The sequence below is a fragment of the Flavobacterium succinicans LMG 10402 genome, from assembly GCF_000611675.1.
Lineage (GTDB): Bacteria > Bacteroidota > Bacteroidia > Flavobacteriales > Flavobacteriaceae > Flavobacterium > Flavobacterium succinicans.
Genome location: NZ_JATV01000019.1, coordinates 1 through 20,051, shown reverse-complemented (window position 1 = coordinate 20,051; position 20,051 = coordinate 1). Strand labels below are relative to the sequence as shown.

The following is a 20,051-nucleotide window of genomic DNA, read 5'->3' as shown; positions in this document are numbered from 1 at the left end:
TTGAAGTAGAACTAAAATAATAAGACACTTTTCTAAGCTGTACTATACCAATGAAATAACCGTAGCACGCGAACTAATTCGGGCTAATGGGTATTCTTTTTTTTAACACAATAGCACTTCATGTGTTTTGACTCCGAAAAAAGCACGTTCTTTGTACTCAAATAAAGCATTATGAATTCGGCTCAATTTTATAGTTTTTTACAACAGCATTTTCCTTTTCAGCCTACGTACCAACAAGATATTTTTTTTCAAAAAATCGCAATTTTTCTTACTGAAATTCCATGTGACACGATTTTTGTATTGAAAGGATATGCAGGAACGGGTAAGACAACGGTAATTTCTACGCTGGTGAATAGCTTAGCGAGCATCAACAAAAAAGCGGTTTTATTAGCGCCAACGGGTAGAGCCGCCAAAGTAATCGCTAATTATTCTGAAAAACCAGCTTTTACGATTCATAAGAAAATTTATTTCCCCAAAAAATCGTCGGGAGGCGGAGTTTCTTTTACATTACAGCCCAACAAACACAAGAATACTATTTTTATAGTTGATGAGGCTTCGATGATTTCAGATACCAATTCGGATTCGAAATTATATGAAAATGGATCACTTTTGGATGATTTGATTTCGTATGTATACTCGGGAACCAATTGTAAACTGATTCTTTTAGGTGATACGGCTCAGTTGCCACCAGTCAATTTAGATATTAGTCCGGCCTTAGATATTCAAACTTTATCGTTGCATTACAACAAAGAAGTCGATCATATTGAGTTAGATGAGGTAATGCGACAAGCTGAAGATTCGGGTATTTTGTTCAATGCAACGGCTTTGCGTGAATTACTCCAAGATTCTTTTGTTACCGAGTATCAATTTGATTTGAAAAAATTTAAAGATATCGTTCGACTCGTGGACGGCTACGATATTCAAGATGCGATTCATTCGGCCTATAGTAACTACAGCATTGAGGACACCGCTTTTATTGTACGTTCCAACAAAAGAGCCAATCAGTACAACGAACAAATTCGGGCCAAAATTTTGGATAAAGAAAGTGAATTGGCTACGGGTGATTTTTTGATGGTGGTCAAGAACAATTATTTTTGGCTAAAAGATTCCGACGAAGCTGGATTTGTGGCCAATGGTGATATTATCGAAGTACTTGAAATGTTTGGTATCAAAGAGCTCTATGGTTTTAAATTCGCCAAAGTTAAAATCCGAATGGTCGATTATCCCAACCAAAAACCTTTGGAAACCGTTTTGTTATTGGATACCATAAAAAGCGAATCTCCTTCTTTGACCTACGAAGAATCGAATCGATTGTATCAAGAAGTGATGAAAGATTACGAAGGAGAAACGAAATACAAACAGTTTCAAAAGGTCAAAAACAATGAGTATTTTAATGCGTTACAGGTTAAATTTTCCTACGCTATCACTTGTCATAAATCTCAAGGTGGACAGTGGAATACGGTTTTTATAGAACAGCCGTATTTGCCTAACGGAATCGACACCGATTATATTCGCTGGTTGTACACCGCTATGACTCGTGCTAAAAATAAGTTATATTTGATAGGATTTAAAGACGATAGTTTTGTGGAGTAATTGTTTGAAATAACCGCAAATTTGCAAATTTTTAATTTAAATAGTAATGGGTGTAATTTGTGAATTTTCGGTAAAAAACAACAATTACGAATGAGTTAAAGTCTTTCGTGTTGTAACAAAATATGGATTTTATATCTTTGTTAAAAGTAATTTTAAATAGGATAATATTCATCTTTGAATGCTGTTGATGTAATAAATAGGTCTATTTCACACATAGTAACTTTGTGAACAGTAAAACGTCTATTGCTTTCTTATAAGAACTAAAAATTTTATACTTTTCCTATGTGGTTAAAAATGATTTCCCCTAAATAAGTCCTTTAAATTTTAAAACTTTACTCTTTAAGAGCCTTAACGGCAATAAAAATAAAACAATGAAAATAATAGCAGTCATTCCCGCTCGATACGCCTCAACGCGATTTCCAGCAAAATTAATGCAAGATTTAGGTGGAAAAACAATCATCAGAAGAACTTATGAGGCCGCCATTAACACCCAACTTTTTGATGATGTGTTTGTGGTAACCGATTCTGATATCATCTATAATGAAATTGTATCAAACGGAGGAAAAGCCATCATGAGTATCAAAGAGCATGAGTCGGGGAGTGATCGAATTGCTGAAGCAGTTGAAAATCTCGATGTAGATGTCGTGGTCAATGTGCAAGGCGATGAACCATTCATCAATGCAGAGCCTTTAGCTAAAGTAATTGAAGTATTTAAAAAGGATACGAATCATCAGGTGGATTTGGCTTCGCTGATGCGAGAAATTACAGATGAAGACGAAATTAATAATCCTAATAATGTAAAAGTAGTTGTGGATCAAAATGGATTTGCGTTGTATTTTTCACGTTCAGTAATTCCTTATCCAAGAGAGAGAAATGTAGGGGTGTGCTATATGCAACATATTGGAATTTATGCTTTTAGAAAACAAGCCTTATTGGATTTTTACAGTTTACCCATGAAATCCCTAGAAGCTTCCGAAAAATTAGAACAATTACGCTATTTGGAATTTGGGAAACGAATCAAAATGGTCGAAACTGCACACGTGGGTATTGGTATTGATACGGTTGAAGATTTAGAGAAGGCTAGACTATTTTTGAGCTAAGTACGAGTGGTACTACTATAAAAACTGCTTTATTTCGGACTAAATTTAGAAGAGCCATAAAATGACTTTAAAAAGTTAATTTTCATGGCCTTTTTAGATATAATTAACAAGTGTCGTCATTCCTTGTGATAATATTTAAGTACTTTTGCGACACTTTTACCAAACCAATTTGTAATTTAAATGGATAAAAAATATTACTCTTTTTTGTTTTCCACTCGCTTGATGGCGGTGTTGTTTATTGTTTATGCAGTAGCTATGGCTGCTGGAACTTTTATAGAAAGTAAATACAATACGGATACGGCCAAAATATGGATTTATAATGCTTGGTGGTTCGAAGCCATTCATGTTTTTTTCTTGATTAATTTCTTCGGAAATATCAAAAGATATCAGTTATTGAAAAAAGAAAAATGGGCTACTTTATTGCTACATTTGGCTTTTATTTTTATCATCATTGGCGCATTTATTACGCGTTATATTAGTTACGAAGGCATGATGCCCATTCGTGAAGGAGCAACAGAAAGCCGAATCTATTCTGACAAAACTTTTGTTACGGTTTTTGTGGATGGCGAATACAAAGGTGAACCAAAGCGTCGTACTTTCGAAAAACCAGTGTTATTATCTCCAGTAACCAACAATGATTTTTCGATTGCGGATAATTTTGCCGACATTCCATTCGAAGTCAATTACGAAAACTTTATCATGGGTGCCAAAGAATACATCAAACCTGATCCCAAAGGAGTTTTATATTTAAAGATTGTAGAAGCCGGAGATGGTGGAAGAGAAGAACATTTCTTGAAAGAAGGTGAAGTACAAAACATTCACAACGTATTGTATGCTTTGAATAAATACACAGAAGGCGCTATCAATATCACAACTACAGGAAAAGAATACACTATACAAACTCCATTTGAAGGAAACTTTATGCGAATGGCGGATAAGCTACAAGGCAAAGTAGCCAAAGATGTGGTGCAACCTTTGATGATGCGTTCTTTATATTCTATTGGTGAAAAGCGTATTGTATTTCCAGAACCTGCTATTAAAGGTGTTGTGGCATATGAATCAAATAATGATTTTAAAGCCAAAAATCATGAAGATGCTTTAGTATTGAGCATCACTTCACAAGGAAAGACTGAAAAAGTAACGGTTTTGGGTTCTAAAGGAAAAACGGGTGATGTAAAAACTGTAAAAATCGGAAAATTAGATTTTGCTATTTTCTACGGAAGTAAAGAATACCAATTGCCATTCAAAGTGAAGTTGAACGATTTTATTGCCACCAAATATCCTGGAACAGAAAAGAGTTATTCGGCTTTTGAGAGTCAAGTTACTGTTTTGGATTCCACTGGAAATTTCGATGCGCGTATTTATATGAATCATGTGTTGGATCATAAACAATATCGTTTCTTTCAATCGGGTTTTGATCCAGATGAAAAAGGAACTATTCTTTCGGTAAACCATGATTTCTGGGGAACCAACATCACATATTTGGGGTACTTTTTATTGTATTTTGCTATGATGGCGATATTATTTACCAAACATTCTCGTTTTGGTGATTTGAAAAGAAAGTTAGAAGCAGTAAAGAATAAGAAAGCTAAATTACTTTCTATTTTCTTGTTGTTTTTTGGATTGCAAGGTTTTGCACAAAGTCATGAAGGACATAATCATGCAGAAGGTGATGGCCATGATCACGAGCAATCCGTTATGCATACCCGAAAAGCACCAACTGAAGCCGAATTGGACGAGCTTTTGAAATCCAATACGGTCAAAGCAGAACATGCCGCTAAATTTGGTAGATTGATTATTCAAGATGCCGGCGGAAGGATGAAACCAATCAATACTTTTTCGTCTGAATTGTTGCGAAAAGTGAGTCATGATAATACATTTAAAGGAATGAACTCGGATCAAGTGTTTCTGTCAATGACCCAATTTGCGAATATTTGGTTGGAAGTACCTTTGATATATATTACACCCAAAAACGACAGTATTCGTAAAATTATAGGTGTTGATAGCAAAGCTAAATTAGTTCCATTTATCAAATTTTTTGATGAAAAAGGAAATTACAAATTGTCTCCTTATTTGGATGCAGCCTACAAAGCAGCCAATCCTAATAGTTTTGAAAAAGATTTTATCGAAACGGATAAAAAAGTCAACTTGATGGAATCGGCGTTGAGCGGACGAATCTTGAAAATTTTCCCGATACCCAATCATGAAAATTCAAAGTGGGTTTCCTTCTTAGAATTGAATGAAGCTGGTTTAAAAGGGATGGATTCTACCTATACCAAAAGCATTTTGCCTTTGTATTTTGGAACACTGAATAATGCCATTAAAACCCAATCGTATGACACTTCTGATGAATTGTTAGAAAGTATCAATGGATATCAAAAGAAATTTGGTGCAAAAGTTAGACCTTCAGAAGAAAAGATTGATCTTGAAATAGCTTACAATAAGTATGATGTTTTTCAAAAATTACCAAATATCTATCTGCTAGCGGCAATGATGATGTTGATTTTTACAATCATTCAAATTTTTAAAGATAGAAAAGTGTTGCGTATCATAATTAATGGATTCCATGTTTTTATTGGACTTTTATTTGCATTACACACGGTTGGATTAATAGCTAGATGGTATATTTCTGGTCACGCACCTTGGAGTAACGCTTACGAATCGATTATTTATATTGCATGGGCCACGATGTTTTTCGGATTGGCTTTTGACCGAAAATCAAAATTAACTGTAGCTTCTTCAGCCTTTGTTACGGCTATGATTTTATGGGCGGCATCTCTGAACTGGATTGATCCAGAAATTGCAAACCTGCAACCGGTTTTGAATTCGTATTGGTTAATGATACACGTGGCAGTAATTGTAGCGAGTTATGGACCGTTTGCGCTAGGGATGATTCTAGGATTTGTTTCTTTGTTGTTGATTTTCTTTACTAATGAAAAGAACAAAGCCAAAATGGATTTGAACATCCAAGAGTTAACTTATATTAATGAAATGGCATTAACTATTGGATTGGTGATGCTAACGATAGGAAACTTTTTGGGTGGTCAATGGGCTAACGAAAGTTGGGGACGCTATTGGGGTTGGGATCCAAAAGAAACTTGGGCTTTGATCAGTATTATGGTGTATGCCTTTGTGATTCACATGCGATTCGTTCCTTCGTTAAGAGGAAAATGGATATTTAATTTGATGAGTATGTTTGCTTTTCTTTCGATTTTATTCACCTATTATGGAGTAAATTTCCATTTGGTAGGTTTACATTCTTATGCGAGTGGCGAAGCGAAATCATTGAGTTGGATTTGGTATTCCATAGGAACCATTACGTTCATCGGAGCCTTAACCTATCCAAAGTATAAGAAGTTTTATAAAAAATAACGTTACTACCATTTAAATTCAAAATCAGCTGTTTTACCATCAGCTGATTTTTTTTTTTAAGATTAACTTTTGTTGGTCTAATCAAGATTTTTTTGAAACGAATAAATGGTTACTTTTATGAAAAATTATAAGATGAAAAAATTAGTTTCCATAGTAAGCCTAGCATTACTATTTTTTAGTTGTCAAAATCAAGCACAAACCTCAAAAGTTAATTCTACAGTTATGACTACCAATCTTGCCAAAGAAACCATCTATCAATTTAAAGTAACCGATTTATCAGGAGACACTTTTGATTTCGCTTCGTTGAAAGGGAAAAAAATAATGATTGTCAACACCGCTTCCAAATGTGGTTTGACCCCTCAATACAAAGATTTAGAAGCCTTGTATAAAGAATACAGCAGCAAAGGATTTGTAATTGTTGGTTTTCCAGCGAATAATTTTGCCTCACAAGAGCCAGGAACCAAAGAGGAAATAGCTACGTTCTGTCAACAAAATTACGGGGTAACTTTCCCGATGATGGATAAAGTTTCGGTAAAAGGAAGCGATATGTGTGCTGTGTACCAGTTTTTGACTCAAAAAGCTAAAAACGGACTAAAAGATTCTGAAGTTGAATGGAATTTCCAAAAATACTTGTTGAATGAAAATGGCGAATTAGTTGATGTTATTTCACCTAGAACCTTACCAACCGACCCAAAAATTGTGAATTGGATAAAAAGTTAGTTTGTTTTATATATTTAGTTTTAGAAATTTAATTTGAAAAAGAGTTTGCTTAGCAGGCTCTTTTTTTTGGAGTATATTCAAATTTTTACATTTAATGAAAACCTCAAATTCGCATTTTTTGCCACGTATTCACTAATTAAACCCAGATTTTAATGTGGTTTTAATTCCGCAGATTCTTAAAACCCTACTATTTGAGAAATTTTACATCTATTTCGATGGCATTATGGAAACAATTTTTGAATTCGTGGCTACTTTTTGAAAAGCGATTGCTATGGCATCATCCGTGTTCCGTTTCAAAACGACTTAAAGACAATACAATTTGCGATAAATTTTACGATTCTTTATCTATAATTTCATTTACAGCAGCCTCGTAATTTCGGATACTTTTGGCCTTTTTAATTTGCTTGTGTACTTTGTGTGGATTTGAAAAAAGCACCGAAAAATACTCCCACAAATGATGCATTTTCAATAAAATATGAGTAGCACCAGATAAGGATTCACTATAGCCTTCGTAAAGTGTATCATGAAACTGACTAAACACTTCCATTTTATTTTTTGGGTATTCGAAAGTATTGTTTTTAATCATACTGGGAAGAAAGGGGTCTGCAATCAATCTGCGCCCAATCATCCAGTGGTCGATACTCGGGAAACGTTGCTGCATCTTTTGAAATTGCGCCACCGAAGTGATGTCCCCGTTGTAATACAACTTGTGTTTGGTAGTGTCAATGCAGTTTTGAAACCCTTCCAAATCGACACCTCCTTTGTACAATTGTTTTCCTAAACGAGCGTGAATGGCAATGTTTTTTATGGGATATTGGTCCAAAATAGGAAGGACGTCTAGTATTTCTTGTGGCGATTCGTAGCCCAAACGCATTTTCATGGATACAATAATATCTGTTTCGGTATGCGCTCTGTCGAGTATGTGATTGATTTTTTCTGTATTGCTGATGAGTCCTGAACCCATTCCTGATTTGGTAACCATCGGGTAGGGGCAACCTAGATTCCAATTAAGTTCTTTGTACCCCAATTCTTTTACATAGCGAGCAACAAATAAAAATTCTTCGGCATCGTTCGTAATTACTTGCGGAATTACTTCAAGCGTAGCATTGTTTTCTGGGAGTAAATCTCTGTGATAGGAATTTTTGATGAGTAATTTTCCGTTCAGCCGAATATAAGGCGAATAAAAAGTGTCGATGCCGCCAAAATATTTTTGTTGTGCATTTCGAAATCGGTAATCGGTGAATCCTTGTAAAGGTGAAGAAAGCAATGTGAAACTCATAGTCGTAATAAAGCTGCAAAGATAAGTCATTCAAGCGGAAGGCGACTCATTAATTATTTTCTGTTTTTTAGCCACGAATTTATTGAGTTTTATTTTTTTAGCCACGAATTCACGAATTAATAAAATAAAACGAAGCCGACAGATTACTCAAATTCAAGAAAACTTAAAAATTTGTGTTGTTTTTCTGCTATGAATTTAAAATTTAATTCGTGGCTATTATTTAGTACGAATTCAAGAATCTGTAAAATAAAACGAAGCCGACAGATTACTCTAATTGTAATTATTTTAGGTATTTTTTTGGACATTAATTGCCTCCAACTTTAGTTGGAGGGGTAAAATTTGAATGTTTTAATGGCTTTAGCCAAAATTAGCTGCTTTTATTTGGCTAAAGCCAATGCAATCATTCCTTTTATCTCCAGCTAAAGCTGGAGTCAATTCAAACTATATAATTAAACAATCTTAATAACTCTAGCTAAAGCTGGAGTCAATTCAAACTATATAATAAAACAATCTTAATAACTCTAGCTAAAGCTGGAGTCAATTCAAACTATATAATAAAACAATCTTCATAACTCCAGCTAAACCTGGAGCCAATTGAAAGAAAAATAACGGGGTAATTACCTCTAATTCAATAAAAAAATAATTCGTGCATTCGTGGCTATTATTTAGTACGAACGCACGAATAGATAAATAATAATTCGTGAATTCGTGGCTAAACAAAACTACTTTATTCCAAAATCAATTGCATGAATACCGAATGCAACCAACGATCAAATTTAAAGCCCGATTCTTTGATGATACCCACAGTTTTGAATCCGAATTTTTCATGAAACAACACACTACCTTGATTTTCGGCATCGATAACTGCAATCATTGTGTGGAGTTTTTGGGCTTTGGCCAAAGCAATTAGTTCTGCTAATAATAAGTTTCCAATTCCTTTTCCGTGGTAATCATTCGCTACATAGACAGAATGTTCGACAGTAAATTTATAGGCTTCTCTAAAACGAAACTCGCTGTACATTCCAAAACCAACCACTTGCCCCTCTGCTTCGGCTACGATTACAGGGAATTTTTTGGATAATTTATCATACAAAATCGCTTTTTGTTGTTCATACGTTCTGATGTTGTAATCATACAAAGCGGTTGAATGCAAAATGTTATAGTTGATGATGTCCAATATGGCTTGTGTATCTTCGGTTTGGTAGGGTCTGATTTCGATTTTCATTTTTAAAGTATTTCTATCCAAAAATAGGAAAAATTGATACGATTTGAAGGTTTTCGGTACTCAAGTTTGTAACTTTGCCGCTCAAGTTGAAGTACTATAACTTCTAACTTTTTTAACATCTAATTTCCAAATTCAAAAATGGTTTATCCCAAAATACCTTTAGCACAAAGCATACTTCAGATTTTTTTAGCCAAAGGAATTCAAACAATAGTTATCTCTCCAGGTTCTCGAAATGCCCCTTTAACGATTGGTTTTGCGAGTCATCCTGATTTTACTTGTTATAGCATTGCCGACGAGCGTTGCGCTGCATTTTTTGCGATGGGAATTGCCCAACAAACGCAAAAGCCAGTGGCCGTGGTGTGTACTTCTGGTTCGGCATTACTGAATTATTATCCTGCATTTGCAGAGGCTTTTTATAGTCAAATTCCATTGATAGTACTTTCTGCAGACCGTCCACAAAGCAAGATAGACATTGGTGACGGACAAACGATTCGTCAAGAGAATGTTTTCCTGAATCATTCGTTATACAATGCCAATTTAACCGAAGACGCTTCTTTCGAGAATGATGTAAAAATCAACGAAGCGATTAATACTTCGATTACCCAAAAAGGTCCCGTTCATATCAATGCGCCTTTCGAAGAACCATTGTATGAAACTGTTGAAGCTTTTACGGTAAATGCTCATATTGATGCAACGATTCCCGCTACCGTTGATAAGCCATTAGGTGATTTAACGCCTTTTGCGGAGATTTGGAATGCCTCCAAAAAGAAAATGATTTTGGTAGGCGTTAGTGGTTTGGATGCCAATGCGAAGTCGATTAATGTGATTGCGAATGACGATTCGATTATAGTGATGACCGAAACGACTTCGAATATTCACCATCCGAGTTTTGTCAACAATATCGATACGATCATTACGCCGTTTACAAAAGAAGACTTCGAAGAGTTTCAACCCGATATTTTGGTGACTTTTGGAGGAATGGTGGTGTCCAAACGCATCAAAGCTTTTTTAAGAAAGTATAAGCCCAAACACCATTGGCACATTGACCCTTTAAGAGCTTACGATACTTTTGGTGCTTTAACGCATCATTTTGAAGTACATCCTAATACCTTTTTTACCGCATTTTATCCTTTGGCACAAAAAGTTAAGAGCAATTATTCTTCCCAATTAGCGCATGTGAAATATTTGCGCAAGCAAAAACACGATTGGTATGTTTCTAAAATGCCGTTTTGTGATTTTATGGTTTTTGATAAAGTAATTTCGAATTTGCCTAAAAATTCTCAATTGCAAATCAGTAACAGTTCGGCCATTCGATACGCTCAGTTGATTGATATTGACCCATCGATTGAGGTTTTTTGTAACCGAGGAACAAGCGGTATTGACGGAAGTACGTCGACTGCCATTGGAGCGGCTGTTGCTAATGGAAAACCAACAATTTTTTTGGGCGGCGATATTGGTTTTTTCTACGATAGTAACGCCCTTTGGAACAATTATATTCCAAAAGATTTCAAAATCATCCTTATCAATAATGGAGGCGGAGGAATCTTTAGAATTTTACCAGGACATAATGAAACTCCGGTTTTTAATACTTTTTTCGAAACCTCACATCGCTTAACTGCGGAACATTTGGCTAAAATGTATGGTTTAGCATACAGTAAAGCAACGGATGCAGCAAGTTTAGATGAGGCAATTGCCACTTTGTTTCAGCAAAATGAACAACCTCAACTATTAGAAATCTTCACCCCAACGGTTGAAAACGATAAGATTTTGTTGCAATATTTTAAAGAGTTGATATAAATTATTGATTTGGTAATAATATAAAAGATTAAATGTTTAAATTTGAGAGAGTTATAAAAAAAAACAAATAATAAATTTTAAACTTTATTCTATGAGTTCCAGAGAAGAATTAATCGTTAAGTATGCCTCAGATTTAAAAGAAAAGTGTGGTGTAACTCCAGACATGGATTTACTTACGAAAGTAACCATTGGTTGTGGACCATCTATTTACAATGCCGATTCCGCTACTGTAGCAGGAAGTCAGCCTTCGGAATTAGAAACGGTAAAAAAGAATTTCTTGATTGGGAAATTAGGACTTGCAGATGGGCCAGAATTAGATAGTTCCATTGATGCTGTGATGGAACAGTATGGAAAATCAAATGCCAATAAATATAGAGCAGTGGTATATTATTTGTTGACCGTGCATTTCAAAAAAGAAAGTGTGTACAACTAGTAAAGTGAATTACCTTTTAAATAAAAAGCGCCTTAATTGGCGCTTTTTGTTTGTTTTATGGAAAGCCGTTTGCTTAACCGATTACACTTGCAACCAGAAAAAGAACGATTAAAACAATGACTACTACTTTTAAGTATTTTGAATTTCTCATGATTGTTTTTTTTGTTGTTTTCAAAAATATCAAAACTTTTTGATTTTGAGCTATGCGAGGCGTATTTTAACGAATAGGAATTGGAAATACGGGCAAACTAGCATGCCCTAAAGCATCTACAGACTGTACGGCAAAGAAATAATTGTCTTTTGAGTAGGGGATTTCTATTTTGTTGTCTTTTGTAAAAACTGCTTTTTGCCAATGAGAAGCGCTTGTTTCTCTTATTAAGATGTTGTATCCAAAAATGGGTTTTCCTTGTGGAGCTTGCCAAACTAATACGGAAGAATTGGTTAGTTCTTTGACTTCAATTCCGACGTTTTCTGGTGCTTTGGGTGACCAAGCTAAATTGCTGAAAGTAGCCAAATTAGAGCAGGTTACTTTACGCATGTATTCAAAGTCCATGAACTCGGGTAAATCGCCATATTGAATGTTGTTTTCTTTGCGAACGTTTTGATGTTGATGGTCATAGTTCTCATTCATTTCACAAAAACGAATCGCTGTAAAACCATTTTGGCTAAAGGGAGTATGGTCACCACCTCTTAAAAAACGATCATTACGGTACACCAATTGAATGTCTAGTTGTGGTACATATTGATTGGTTACCGTTTTGATATAGCGGGCTAATTGTCGGGACGGACTATCATTGTCGCGATTGGTAGCTTTTCTCATTTTGGCTTCTGCCTCCGTTTCGGTATAAGGAATCGTTTCGCTAAATACGCGAACTTGAGTGTTATCGCGCAGTTGGGTACCGCTAGATAAACTATTGCCAATCATGTCATTATTGAGCATGGCAATCAAATTCCATTTTTGTGCTTTCGCTACGTCAGCAAGGTGTTTTGCACCATACAATCCTTGTTCTTCTCCGACTACAGCAACGAATATAAGGGTAAAAGGAAATTCTCTTTGACTCATAATTCTCGCTAATTCCATTACACAAGCTACTCCCGAACCATCATCATTGGCTCCTGGTGCATCCGATTTGGCATCCATTACATCTGAAGCACGAGAATCCAAATGACCACTAATAATCAAAACACGATCATCGTTTGGGTCAGTTCCCTTTAGGGTCGCCATTACATTGCCTAATTCGCTATCAACGGCTATTCGTTTGCCATCGGCTTTGATGGTGAAATAATCAATTTTAGAGGTTAATCTTCTATTTGATGCTAATGCGTATTTGTCAAATTCTGATTTTACCCAACGCTGAGCAGCACCTATTCCGCGGGTGTTACTTTTAGTATCACTTAAAGTATGTCGTGTACCAAAAGAGACTAATTTTTTTACTATAGTTTCGAGGTTTTCGGTTTTGACTTCTTGAACCATTTTAGCAATTTCTGGGTCAGAAGTTGTGATTTGAGAATGTACATTTGGAGCTACAAGAAGTAGTAAAAAGAGTTGAAAAAGTACGGTTCGTTTCATTGGAGTTAGTTTGATTTTTTCAAATTTAAACAATTAAAATAGTTTTAGGTATTTTGATTTAGAGATTAACACTTGTACAACTGTGTACTTCACAAGATACATCGAAGAATCTCAGCGCTTAACTCAAGAATATAGCAAAGTCTTTGTACCTTTGCGCCATAGAAAATAGAAGAAAATGATTCAAATAGGAAAATACAATACCCTAACCATTTTAAGAGATACCAAAGTAGGTTTGTTTTTAGGCAACCCCGAAAAAGATCCAGAAGGAATTCATGATATCCTTTTGCCTAACAAATATGTTCCTAACGAATTTGAGATTGGAGAAGAATTGATTGTTTTTGTGTATTTGGACCATGAACAACGACCTGTAGCTACCACTTTAGAACCTTATATTTTATTGAATGAGTTCGCCTTGTTGCGAGTGAATTATATCAATCAAGTGGGAGCATTCATGGATTGGGGAATGGAAAAAGATATTTTGGTTCCATTCAAAGAGCAAGCCCGACCTATGGAAAAAGGAAAACGCTATTTGGTGCATTTGTACATGGATGAAAAAACGAATCGTTTGGTCGCTTCTAGTAAAACCAATCAGTTTTTGAGTAATGATGTGCTTACAGTTGAAAAAGGAGAAGAAGTAGATTTAATCGTTTCGCATATTACCGAAATAGGGATTAATGTTATAATCAACGAACAACACAAAGGATTACTTTACAAAGATGAAGTCTACGATGATGCCATTCGCACCGGAGATAGAATGAGAGGGTACATTAAAAATATACGCCCTGATAACAAAATAGACGTGGCTTTACAAGTTCAAGGCTATCAAAACATTGAGCCTAATGCTGAAAAGATTTTGAATGAATTAAGAGCAAGTCGCGGTTTCTTGCGATTAAATGACAATTCGCATCCAGAAGACATAAAAACGGTTTTGAAGATGAGTAAAAAAACATTCAAAAAAGCTATTGGTGCACTTTATAGAGATAAAGTAATCGAAATTAAAGAAGACGGAATTCACCTAATACAAGAGTAATTTTACAATTTTCATATTGCAAAAAAAAGGCTAATCGATATACGGTTAGCCTTTTCTCTTTTGATGACATATTGTCTTCAAAAAGGATGCATTCGTAAGGTCTTTGTATCACCTGAAAAACAACAGTTTTTAACGTAAAGTAACTGCTTATAATAGATTAACTTAAGTGTAAAATACCTATTGAATGTTTTGTCTTTAAATGGAATTTTCGATTGGTTCAAAATAATAGAATTAACCTTGCAATAAAACCATTAGTTCTTATATAAATTGTAAGGATTCGATTGTGGTTAAACTCCCTTATTTCTTTTAGGCAACCAAATTGAAACGCTTATTGTTAACTGTAGGTGCTACTATTATGTTCTAGTATTTTTTGCAAACGAATCAACCATTTGCTCAATTGTTTTTGAAGTAGATTTTATCATTCTTTCCGAAAAAAATTGAGCGACATTTTTTTTAAATAATTTCAAAAGTTTTCATTTTTTAAGGTTAATAATTCAGTTAAAAATCGTGCTAATCCATACTCAAAAAAAGATGTACAACCTTGATTAGCAATAATTAAAAGTACTGTTTTTTTTAGTTCACCTTTGTTAAATAGACTGAATTTCTAACCAATTTTAACACTTCAAAAAGATTCGTCAGATTAGGATTATCAAAGCTTATTCAATAAGAATAGTATAAAATAGAAAAATGCTTTATTTTTACACTAAAATTTAAAATTGTAACGAATGGAATGGATTACCGCTAGAGAATTTGAAGATATAACCTATAAGAAATGCAATGGTGTAGCTAGAATTGCATTCAACAGACCTAATGTTCGTAACGCTTTCAGGCCCAAAACGACTTCCGAATTATACCAAGCTTTTTATGATGCTCAAGAAGATACTTCAATTGGAGTAGTCTTATTGTCTGCCGAAGGTCCTTCTACCAAAGATGGAGTGTATTCATTCTGCAGTGGTGGTGACCAAAATGCCAGAGGTCATCAAGGCTATGTAGGAGATGATGGACAACATCGTTTGAACATTCTAGAAGTACAACGTTTAATCCGTTTTATGCCAAAAGTTGTTATTGCGGTGGTACCAGGATGGGCTGTTGGTGGTGGACACAGTTTGCACGTAGTTTGCGATATGACTTTAGCTAGTAAAGAACACGCTATTTTTAAACAAACAGATGCCGATGTAACCAGTTTTGATGGCGGTTATGGTTCAGCGTACTTGGCCAAAATGGTAGGACAGAAAAAAGCCCGTGAAATATTCTTTTTAGGACGCAATTATTCTGCTCAAGAAGCTTTTGAAATGGGTATGGTCAATGCTGTGATTCCACACGATGAATTAGAAGAAACTGCTTATCAATGGGCACAAGAGGTATTGGCAAAATCACCAATGGCCATCAAAATGCTGAAATTTGCTATGAATCTAACCGATGACGGTATGGTAGGACAGCAAGTCTTTGCTGGCGAAGCCACTCGTTTAGCTTACATGACCGAAGAAGCCAAAGAAGGTAGAAATGCATTCCTAGAAAAACGCAAACCTAACTTCGAAAAGAAATGGTTGCCTTAAAAGTTTATAGTTGTTCAATGGTTTAAATTTGTTTGAAATAGTTTAAGGTTTAAAAATTGCATTTTGATTTTTTTTAAACCTTTAAACAACCTTAAACCTAGTAAAGAACCTTAAACTTTTAAACATTTTAAAAACAAAAAATAAAAAATGAAACACTGGATTCAAGCCGCACGATTAAGAACTTTACCATTATCCGTATCGGGAATAATTGTGGGGAGTATGTATGCCTTAGCGCATCCAACAGAAGCTATTTTAACACCAACCGAAGTGTTCAATTGGTTTATTTTAGGCTTTGCTTTGCTTACGACTTTAGGGCTACAAGTATTGTCAAACTTTGCCAATGATTATGGAGATGGCGTAAAAGGCACCGATAACGAAGATAGAGTAGGGCCTAAACGTGCCATTCAAAGTGGAGTGATTTCTGCGCCAGCGATGAAGCGTGCCATAATCATCACTTCTATACTTACACTTTTATCAGCCATTACATTAATTTATATTGCTTTTGGAGACACCAATTTTGTGTATTCGTTGTTCTATTTAGTACTTGGGGTTTTGGCTATCGCCTCAGCCATCAAATATACAGTGGGAACATCTGCTTATGGATATCGCGGATACGGAGACGTTTTTGTATTTATATTCTTCGGATTGGTAAGCACGCTAGGAGTTAACTTTTTGTATTCTAAGCAATTGGATTTCGATTTGTTTTTGCCTGCCATTGGTATCGGATTATTGAGTGTCGCGGTGCTTAACTTAAACAATATGCGTGACGAAGCTTCGGATAGAAAATCTGGAAAGAATACAATCGTGGTACAAATGGGCGGTGAAAAGGCCAAAAAATACCATTATTTTCTAATTATCGCTGCAATGGGGGTGTTTGTTGTCTTTGCTTTACTCAATAATTTTAATATCGATCAATACTTGTTTTTATTAGCCTATTACCCTTTGGTAAAACATTTGGATACGGTGAAAAAAAATACCAACCCTAAAGAATTAGATCCTGAATTGAAAAAAGTAGCCTTGAGTACTTTCTTTTTGTCAGTTCTTTTTTCATTGTGCATGATTTATTTCTTCTCAGACGTTATTGTGAATACTTTTATGGGTGGTCGATAAAAGGCTTCTTTCAATCTTTCAATTTTTAATTATTAAGTTATGAAAATTACATTTTACGGACACGCTTGTATTGGAATTGAAGTGGCAGGAAAACATATTTTGGTAGATCCTTTTATTACTGGAAACCCAAAAGCTAGCCATATCAATGTGAATGAACTAAAAGCAGATTACATTTTGATTACTCATGCTCATTTTGACCATGTGCAAGATGTCGAGGCTATTGCTAAACGCACCGATGCTGTGATTGTTTCCAATTGGGAAATAGCCAATTATTTCGGTGCCAAAGAACTAAAATTTCATCCTATGAATCACGGCGGAAGCTGGACTTTCGATTTCGGAAAAGTAAAGTACGTGGCTGCGGTTCACTCAAGCGCCTTCCCAGACGGAACTTACGGTGGGAATCCTGGTGGATTTGTAATCGAAGGGGAACACAAAAACATCTACATCTCTGGCGATACAGCACTAACAATGGATATGAAATTAATCCCAATGCGCACCAAACTAGATTTGGCGATTTTCCCAATTGGCGATTGCTTCACGATGGACATTGAAGACGCGATTATTGCTTCAGATTTTGTAGAATGCGACAAAGTGTTGGGCTGTCATTTTGATACTTTTGGTTTCATAGAAATCAATCACGAACAAGCCATCAAGAAATTTTTCGACAAAGGAAAAGACCTAATGCTTTTATCCATTGGCGAGTCGATAGAATTATAGTCATTTGATATAGTAAGAGTCAGGAGCTGTTTCCTGCTGTCCACTATATCTTTACTGCCGAACCCCGGCAGTAAAGGATGTCGTTCCCATCAGGGCTAGGGTCGAGTGCATTCATCACGCTTTGTTTTTATATTTTAATTATGATTAAAAAAACATTCCTTTTACTTTTTATAGTATTTTGTTGTTCTCCATCACTTCTAGCCCAAAAAACGGGCTATTGGGACAAAGAAAGAGCTACTTCCAAAGAAATTATCGTTTCTGCAAGAGACCGAATCATCATCAAAACAGAAGACTTACCTGTTGGAACCACCGAAGTCGTGTACCGCATTACGTTACTAGACGAGAACCAACAAATGGCGGGAAGTTTGGTTTCAGTACTAAAATCCATTCCAGACCCTACTGGAATTAGTCAAGGTTCGGCTGGTGCGGTGTTTATCTTGTCTAAAATCTCTGGCGATGATAAATGCCAATACGCTATTTTTTCTTCAAATACTGCAGCTACAAACTATCAAAAAACAGGGAGTACCACAGAGGCTTGCTTCTTGCAAGAAACCCCTTTGAGCAAAGACGCCAAACGCTTATCGACGGATAAATCCACTTGTTTGCAATCCAATGTTATTTGGTTTGGCTTCGAAAGCAAGAATTGGATTATGAAGCAAAAAATAGTGCTAGAGGTTGTGCCTTGGGTCGATTATAAATTGAGCCGTGGCTGGAACGCAAGCAATCGAAAAAACATTATTGAGCAGTGTAAGACCTCAACAATGGCGCAAAAAATGACCAATTCGGACGACTTTTGTGTTTGTGTTTTAGACAAAATCCAAAACAAATACACCCACACCGAATTTCAAAAGCTATTAAAAGAAGAGCGTAACAAAGCTTTTAAAGATTTTGGTAACAGCTGTTTTGGTGAATCTAGCGTGTCCAATACAACCTATGCAGACGCAAGAAAGCAGGCGGACCAATTAGCAAAACAAGGGAAGCACGGCGAAGCCATCACCAAACTAAAGATGATTATCAATGATGGCAAAGGCAAAGTGCAAGATTATAATGCTATTGGAACCAGTTATTTGTTGACCAAACAATACGGCAAAGCCATTAAATTTTTGCAAGACGGCGAACGCTTAGACGATACTGAGTTGTTGATTAAGTTGAATTTAGCCCACGCTTATTTGTTAAATGACAACTACAAGTCTGCCAAAGCGATTTACAAAAAGTACCAAAATCAAAATGTCACCGATAGTTTGAGTTGGGTTGAAAAGACCAAAGTGGATTTCGAAACCTTTCAAAAACTGGGAATTAAATCTGATGATTTTGAGAGGGTATTGAGTCTTTTTGAGTAGACTTAGCGATGGCTTTTTTATTTTTTTATTTTAGAGAGAATAAACAAGATTATGCTATTACGCATATATGTTTGTTAGGAGTAATTATACCAGAATGAAGAAAATAATGAATAAAAGATATCAAGTTTTTATAAGTTCTACTTATGCTGATTTAAAAGATGAAAGAGCAAAAGTTATTCAAGCAATAATGGAGTTAGATTGTATCCCCGCAGGAATGGAAATTTTTCCTGCGATTGATGAAGAACAATTCGAATTTATTAAGAAAGTAATTGATGATTGCGACTATTACATATTAATCATAGGAGGAAGATATGGCTCTCTTTCTGCAGAAGGCATAAGTTACACAGAAATGGAATATGATTATGCAATCTCAAAGAATATAAAAGTTATTGCTTTTGTTCATTCAAGTCCTGATGAAATTCCTTTAGGGAAGTCTGAAAAAGATTCAGTTTTAAGACAAAAACTTCAAGATTTTAAAGATAAAGTAGCAACAAATAGATTAATTAAATTTTGGAAAAATGCAGAAGAATTGCCCGGTTTAGTAGCTTTAAATTTGCCTAAAACAATTAAGGCATATCCTGCAGTTGGATGGATAAGAGCAAATTTGACATCAAATCCTGAAGTCTATGTTGAGTTAAACGAAATAAGAAAAGAAAATCAAGTGTTAAGATCACAAATTACCATAAATGAAAACAAACCCGAGATAGAGAATCTTGCAGAAATTGAAGATTTAATCGAAGTTTCAGGAAAACATACATATTGGAATAATCAATATCATCACGATGTTGAATCAAATTGGTCTAAAAAAATAACTTGGGGTGAAATTTTTGCACTAATATCACCTTATCTTTTAAAGAAGCCAAATGATTCATATGTAAAAGAAAAACTTTCACAAGCTATATACGAGACAATACATAATTTTGTTGACTCTGGAATAAGTTATATAAGAGACCAAGATTTTCAAACTATAAAAATTCAATTTTCAGCTTTACAGCTAATTGAATTAGAAACTATTACTGATAAAAATGGGCAAATAAACTTATAGGTATAGGCGCTTAGGTCGCAAATAATTATCTTAGCCTTATGGCAGATAGAAATATTTTCAGAGGAGTGAATTCGATAAAATTTCATAATAGATTTAAAGATGATAATTATTGTTTGACTTATCTTTCACAAATAAAATGGGCGGACGGATATAAATGTAAACGG

At 35.1% G+C, this 20,051-nt stretch carries 15 protein-coding genes and 1 pseudogene; 13 read left to right on the top strand and 3 right to left on the bottom strand.

Annotated elements, in window-relative coordinates:
• The first annotated feature begins 171 nt into the window (after positions 1 to 171).
• The 4 genes from AO58_RS0115295 to AO58_RS0115280 all read left to right on the top strand — a co-directional run bounded on the left by AO58_RS0115295 (position 172) and on the right by AO58_RS0115280 (position 6,785).
• Positions 172 to 1,593 carry an ATP-dependent DNA helicase gene (locus AO58_RS0115295; protein WP_024982531.1) on the top strand — a complete coding sequence of 474 codons (1,422 nt, stop codon included), beginning with the start codon at positions 172 to 174 and terminating at the stop codon, positions 1,591 to 1,593.
• Between the two features lie 371 nt (positions 1,594 to 1,964).
• Positions 1,965 to 2,693, top strand: coding sequence for a 3-deoxy-manno-octulosonate cytidylyltransferase (gene kdsB, locus AO58_RS0115290; RefSeq protein WP_024982530.1), 729 nt, complete (start codon positions 1,965 to 1,967; stop codon positions 2,691 to 2,693).
• A gap of 180 nt (positions 2,694 to 2,873) precedes the next feature.
• A complete protein-coding gene (locus AO58_RS0115285; RefSeq protein ID WP_024982529.1) occupies positions 2,874 to 6,065 on the top strand; it encodes a cytochrome c biogenesis protein in 3,192 nt (1,063 codons plus the stop codon).
• Positions 6,066 to 6,197: 132 nt separating this feature from the next.
• The gene (locus tag AO58_RS0115280) at positions 6,198 to 6,785 is read left to right on the top strand and encodes a glutathione peroxidase (protein WP_024982528.1); all 588 of its coding nucleotides are present in this window, start codon (positions 6,198 to 6,200) and stop codon (positions 6,783 to 6,785) included.
• Between the two features lie 331 nt (positions 6,786 to 7,116).
• Here the strand turns inward: AO58_RS0115280 and AO58_RS0115275 are convergent, their stop codons facing one another.
• Both AO58_RS0115275 and AO58_RS0115270 read right to left on the bottom strand, forming a co-directional pair.
• Positions 7,117 to 8,064 carry a tRNA dihydrouridine synthase gene (locus tag AO58_RS0115275; RefSeq protein WP_024982527.1) on the bottom strand — a complete coding sequence of 316 codons (948 nt, stop codon included), beginning with the start codon at positions 8,062 to 8,064 and terminating at the stop codon, positions 7,117 to 7,119.
• A 727-nt stretch (positions 8,065 to 8,791) separates the two neighbouring features.
• Positions 8,792 to 9,289 (bottom strand): GNAT family N-acetyltransferase, encoded by a 498-nt coding sequence (locus tag AO58_RS0115270; protein ID WP_024982526.1) that lies wholly within the window; start codon positions 9,287 to 9,289, stop codon positions 8,792 to 8,794.
• A gap of 138 nt (positions 9,290 to 9,427) precedes the next feature.
• Between AO58_RS0115270 and menD the strand changes: the two genes are divergently transcribed.
• Complete coding sequence (menD, locus tag AO58_RS0115265; RefSeq protein WP_024982525.1) at positions 9,428 to 11,086, top strand: 2-succinyl-5-enolpyruvyl-6-hydroxy-3-cyclohexene-1-carboxylic-acid synthase; 1,659 nt, start codon at positions 9,428 to 9,430, stop codon at positions 11,084 to 11,086.
• A 91-nt stretch (positions 11,087 to 11,177) separates the two neighbouring features.
• Positions 11,178 to 11,519: a DUF2853 family protein gene (locus AO58_RS0115260; RefSeq protein WP_024982524.1), complete on the top strand. Its 342-nt coding sequence runs from the start codon at positions 11,178 to 11,180 to the stop codon at positions 11,517 to 11,519.
• Positions 11,520 to 11,736: 217 nt separating this feature from the next.
• Here the strand turns inward: AO58_RS0115260 and AO58_RS0115255 are convergent, their stop codons facing one another.
• Positions 11,737 to 13,089, bottom strand: a complete 1,353-nt coding sequence (locus tag AO58_RS0115255) for a M28 family metallopeptidase (RefSeq protein WP_024982523.1) — start codon at positions 13,087 to 13,089, stop codon at positions 11,737 to 11,739.
• A 175-nt stretch (positions 13,090 to 13,264) separates the two neighbouring features.
• Here AO58_RS0115255 and AO58_RS0115250 point away from each other — a divergent pair, with 175 nt between their 5' ends.
• From AO58_RS0115250 to AO58_RS18325, 7 genes and pseudogenes are all read left to right on the top strand, one after another.
• Positions 13,265 to 14,119: a CvfB family protein gene (locus tag AO58_RS0115250; protein ID WP_024982522.1), complete on the top strand. Its 855-nt coding sequence runs from the start codon at positions 13,265 to 13,267 to the stop codon at positions 14,117 to 14,119.
• A gap of 725 nt (positions 14,120 to 14,844) precedes the next feature.
• On the top strand, positions 14,845 to 15,675 hold the full coding sequence (locus tag AO58_RS0115245; protein WP_024982521.1) for a 1,4-dihydroxy-2-naphthoyl-CoA synthase: 831 nt from the start codon (positions 14,845 to 14,847) through the stop codon (positions 15,673 to 15,675).
• A 147-nt stretch (positions 15,676 to 15,822) separates the two neighbouring features.
• Positions 15,823 to 16,785, top strand: a complete 963-nt coding sequence (menA, locus tag AO58_RS0115240) for a 1,4-dihydroxy-2-naphthoate octaprenyltransferase (protein ID WP_024982520.1) — start codon at positions 15,823 to 15,825, stop codon at positions 16,783 to 16,785.
• 39 nt (positions 16,786 to 16,824) lie between these two features.
• On the top strand, positions 16,825 to 17,502 hold the full coding sequence (locus AO58_RS0115235; protein WP_024982519.1) for a metal-dependent hydrolase: 678 nt from the start codon (positions 16,825 to 16,827) through the stop codon (positions 17,500 to 17,502).
• A gap of 140 nt (positions 17,503 to 17,642) precedes the next feature.
• Positions 17,643 to 18,842, top strand: coding sequence for a tetratricopeptide repeat protein (locus AO58_RS0115230; RefSeq protein ID WP_035717937.1), 1,200 nt, complete (start codon positions 17,643 to 17,645; stop codon positions 18,840 to 18,842).
• A gap of 94 nt (positions 18,843 to 18,936) precedes the next feature.
• Complete coding sequence (locus AO58_RS17375) at positions 18,937 to 19,887, top strand: DUF4062 domain-containing protein (protein WP_211516864.1); 951 nt, start codon at positions 18,937 to 18,939, stop codon at positions 19,885 to 19,887.
• Positions 19,888 to 19,925: 38 nt separating this feature from the next.
• Positions 19,926 to 20,051: pseudogene (locus AO58_RS18325) on the top strand (IS1595 family transposase); the annotation flags it as partial.

What these genes read in the sequence shown, in the direction of transcription:
- AO58_RS17375 (WP_211516864.1), top strand. Translation starts at nt 18,937, where the DNA reads ATGAAGAAAATAATGAATAAAAGATATCAAGTTTTTATAAGTTCTACT.
- AO58_RS0115235 (WP_024982519.1), top strand. Translation starts at nt 16,825, where the DNA reads ATGAAAATTACATTTTACGGACACGCTTGTATTGGAATTGAAGTGGCA.
- AO58_RS0115295 (WP_024982531.1), top strand. Translation starts at nt 172, where the DNA reads ATGAATTCGGCTCAATTTTATAGTTTTTTACAACAGCATTTTCCTTTT.
- AO58_RS0115275 (WP_024982527.1), bottom strand. Translation starts at nt 8,064, where the DNA reads ATGAGTTTCACATTGCTTTCTTCACCTTTACAAGGATTCACCGATTAC.
- AO58_RS0115230 (WP_035717937.1), top strand. Translation starts at nt 17,643, where the DNA reads ATGATTAAAAAAACATTCCTTTTACTTTTTATAGTATTTTGTTGTTCT.
- AO58_RS0115260 (WP_024982524.1), top strand. Translation starts at nt 11,178, where the DNA reads ATGAGTTCCAGAGAAGAATTAATCGTTAAGTATGCCTCAGATTTAAAA.
- AO58_RS0115270 (WP_024982526.1), bottom strand. Translation starts at nt 9,289, where the DNA reads ATGAAAATCGAAATCAGACCCTACCAAACCGAAGATACACAAGCCATA.
- AO58_RS0115250 (WP_024982522.1), top strand. Translation starts at nt 13,265, where the DNA reads ATGATTCAAATAGGAAAATACAATACCCTAACCATTTTAAGAGATACC.
- AO58_RS0115280 (WP_024982528.1), top strand. Translation starts at nt 6,198, where the DNA reads ATGAAAAAATTAGTTTCCATAGTAAGCCTAGCATTACTATTTTTTAGT.
- kdsB (WP_024982530.1), top strand. Translation starts at nt 1,965, where the DNA reads ATGAAAATAATAGCAGTCATTCCCGCTCGATACGCCTCAACGCGATTT.
- AO58_RS0115285 (WP_024982529.1), top strand. Translation starts at nt 2,874, where the DNA reads ATGGATAAAAAATATTACTCTTTTTTGTTTTCCACTCGCTTGATGGCG.
- menA (WP_024982520.1), top strand. Translation starts at nt 15,823, where the DNA reads ATGAAACACTGGATTCAAGCCGCACGATTAAGAACTTTACCATTATCC.
- AO58_RS0115255 (WP_024982523.1), bottom strand. Translation starts at nt 13,089, where the DNA reads ATGAAACGAACCGTACTTTTTCAACTCTTTTTACTACTTCTTGTAGCT.
- AO58_RS0115245 (WP_024982521.1), top strand. Translation starts at nt 14,845, where the DNA reads ATGGAATGGATTACCGCTAGAGAATTTGAAGATATAACCTATAAGAAA.
- menD (WP_024982525.1), top strand. Translation starts at nt 9,428, where the DNA reads ATGGTTTATCCCAAAATACCTTTAGCACAAAGCATACTTCAGATTTTT.